Below are 3,061 nucleotides of genomic sequence, written 5' to 3'. Positions count from 1 at the left end.
AGGATGGTTCGATAACAGAATCCTCCGGAGCTAGACCAAGAAAAAATTTAAAGGCCATATCTGACAAGGAACGTTCCACCACATCGACATCTGATAACTTATAAATATCTTTTAACAAGAGATATTTGAACATCATAAACTGATTATCAAGCATCATCTCACCTCATCTCTAGTATAACAAAAAAGCCATCAATTGGATGACTTTTTCAGTGGGCTCCTTTTTGTCCGACCTCTTTTTCTTATTTGACATGATTTGCAAGATCTTCTTGCGCTTTTTTATTAGATTCTTCTTTTTCTTTCTTCCATTTATCTTGAGCTTTTTGATATTCATCAGCAGTTACTGGCTTATCTTGAAGGTCAAGGTATTTGTACAAGAGGGCTTCACTTGTTCCCTTGTTACCTGAGTAAGCAAATGGAAGTGTGAATGGCACCATCTTAGACAACATTGGACGTCCAGTTTTAGAAGTTGTTGGAATAATCAATGCACTATCTGTCAACCAAGCTTGGGCAGCAGCATATTTATCATAACGTTTTGAGACGTCAGTGTCTTCATTTCCAGCTTCAACAACCATCTTTTCGTAATCTTCCAAACCAACTTGTTTGGCAGCAGCGTTATTTGTGCCTGAATCAAATCCTAGGTAAGTCTTAGTATTTTCACCTACTGATGGTTTGATGATATCAAGGTAAGTAGATGGGTCGATATAGTCCGGAGACCAACCAACGTTATCTGAAAGGTCCCAATCTTCACCGGCAGCCGTTTCAGCAAAGTAAGTAACATTGAGGACTTCATCTTTTTGAAGTTGTTGAATGTCAATGACAACATTGTCAGTTCCTAACGTTGCTTCAAGTGATTGTTTCAATGATTGAACACGTTGAACTTTTGTAGTATTGGTTTGGTCAACTGGCATATCCAAATGAATTGGGAATTGAACACCCTCCGCTTGGAGAGCTGTCTTAGCCTTAGCAAACTCTGCTTTTGCTTTTTCAGGATTGTAAAGACCGTCTTGAGCGTCTTCTAGATTAACATCTTTCCACTCATCACCATAGGTCACTAATTTTTCCTTAACTAAGTCACCAAAGTTTTTACCATCTGCTTGAACAAATGTTGGTGGTACGAACAAGTTACGAAGGAGTTTGCTTGCTCCACTTTCTCCATTAACTTGAGAAGCATAAGCTGTTCTATCAAAACCAAAGGCGATGGCTTGACGGAAGTCTTTGTTAAGAAGAGCTTTCTTAGTTGAAGTCTTTTGCTCGTCTGTAGTCTTAGAAGTATATTTGTAAGACTGACGGTCAATATTCGTACCGACTAAGAAAGTTGTAGAATCTTGTGTTGTATAAACGATGTTATCCTTAAACTCTTTTTCAAGTTCAGAGTAGCTTCCACTTGTTGGGAAGAGAAGGGCCATTGAGAAACCACCATCTTTAAAGGTTTCTGCAAGTTTGTTATTGTCTTGACCATCCCAGAATGAAAGTTTTACTTTATCAATATGAACATTGTCCTTATCCCAGTAGTTTGGATTCTTTTCAAATTCTACTGAAGATTTTGCTACCAATGATTTCAACAAGAAAGGACCGTTGTAAAGAATACTGCTTGGATCTGTTGCTTTAGCAAAGTCACTTCCTTTAGAAGTAAGGAATTCTTCATTGACTGGTGCAAGAATTCCCATGGTTGTCTTAGAGTTCCAGAAGCTTTCTGGTTTGTTCAAAGTGTATTGAACTGTTTGATCATCTACAGCCTTGATTCCAACTTCTGAGAAGTCTTTAACTTCACCTTTTACATAAGCATCAAGACCTTTAATAGATTCTTGAACAAGATAAAGAGCTTCTGACTTATTGTCAGCCGCATACTTAAGACCTGTTACAAAGTCTTGCGCTTTCACAGGCGCATACTCTTCACCTTCAGAAGTGTACCACTTAGCATCTTTACGGATTGTATAAGTATATGTCAAACCATCTTTAGAAACTGACCAGTCCTCTGCCAAAGATGGCACGAAGTTGCCATAGCGGTCGTTTTCCATCAAACCATCAACAACATTACTTGTGATATTAGCAACCGCAGCCTTACCAGTTGTCAGATAGTTGAGGCTATCTGGATCTGTTTCATAAACATAAGAAAAAGTTTTCTCACCCTTTGCACTAGAGCCTGAACCTGAACAAGCCGCCAAAACACCAGACGCTAACAGAGTCACCCCTACTAGGGCCATTACTTTTGAAAATTTCATAATAAACTCCTTTATGACTTTTTATACATTATAATCCCTTTTCAGCCAAGTGTCAATACAATTTTCAGAATTTTTCAAATTGATTTAAAAACATTTTTATGAGAAACTTTTCTAAAAACCAGCTGAGAAAAAGTTCTTTTATTGACAGTTCTCAAACAAATCTTTATGATATAATGAAAGAAGAAAAATGAAAGGAAATACCATGTCAAAAGAAGTTATTGTTGAAAGTTTTGAACTCGATCACACCATTGTTAAAGCACCGTATGTCCGTTTAATCGGAGAAGAAACAGGTCCTAAAGGAGATATCATTTCTAACTTTGATATTCGCTTGGTTCAACCAAATGAAGATTCTATCCCTACTGCGGGGCTCCATACTATCGAGCACCTCTTGGCTAAGCTGATTCGTACTCGTATTGATGGAATGATTGACTGTTCACCATTTGGATGTCGTACAGGTTTTCACATGATTATGTGGGGGCGTCACACTAGCTCTGAAATCGCAGCAGTCATCAAGGATTCACTGAAGGAAATCGCTGAAACGACAACTTGGGAAGATGTCCCAGGAACAACTATTGAATCTTGCGGAAACTACAAGGATCACAGCCTATTTTCAGCCAAAGAATGGGCAAAATTGATTCTCCAACAAGGAATCTCAGACGATGCCTTTGAACGTCATGTCATCTAATAATAAAAAAAGAAACCAGCTTTTGAACAAGCCCACTGAAAAAGGAGCTCTCTTACTTTTAATGAAATGAAAACCGAGGAATCACTCATCAATTTGAGCGAATTCCTCGGTTATTTTGTATTTATTAAGGCCATAATTCGTTTCATATTAACCA

At 37.9% G+C, this 3,061-nt stretch carries 2 protein-coding genes and 1 pseudogene; 1 reads left to right on the top strand and 2 read right to left on the bottom strand.

All coding sequences use genetic code 11. The features are described 5' to 3' along the window. Positions 1-133: pseudogene (locus QM374_RS10700) on the bottom strand (transposase); the annotation flags it as partial. A 106-nt stretch (positions 134-239) separates the two neighbouring features. Next, a complete protein-coding gene (locus QM374_RS10695; protein WP_414311734.1) occupies positions 240-2,222 on the bottom strand; it encodes a peptide ABC transporter substrate-binding protein in 1,983 nt (660 codons plus the stop codon). A gap of 202 nt (positions 2,223-2,424) precedes the next feature. Between QM374_RS10695 and QM374_RS10690 the strand changes: the two genes are divergently transcribed. Further along, complete coding sequence (locus tag QM374_RS10690) at positions 2,425-2,907, top strand: S-ribosylhomocysteine lyase (RefSeq protein ID WP_281335137.1); 483 nt, start codon at positions 2,425-2,427, stop codon at positions 2,905-2,907. Positions 2,908-3,061 lie beyond the last annotated feature (154 nt).

The sequence above is a fragment of the Streptococcus infantis genome, from assembly GCF_047465525.1.
GTDB lineage: Bacteria > Bacillota > Bacilli > Lactobacillales > Streptococcaceae > Streptococcus > Streptococcus infantis_R.
This window is presented reverse-complemented; position numbering and strand designations above follow the sequence as displayed.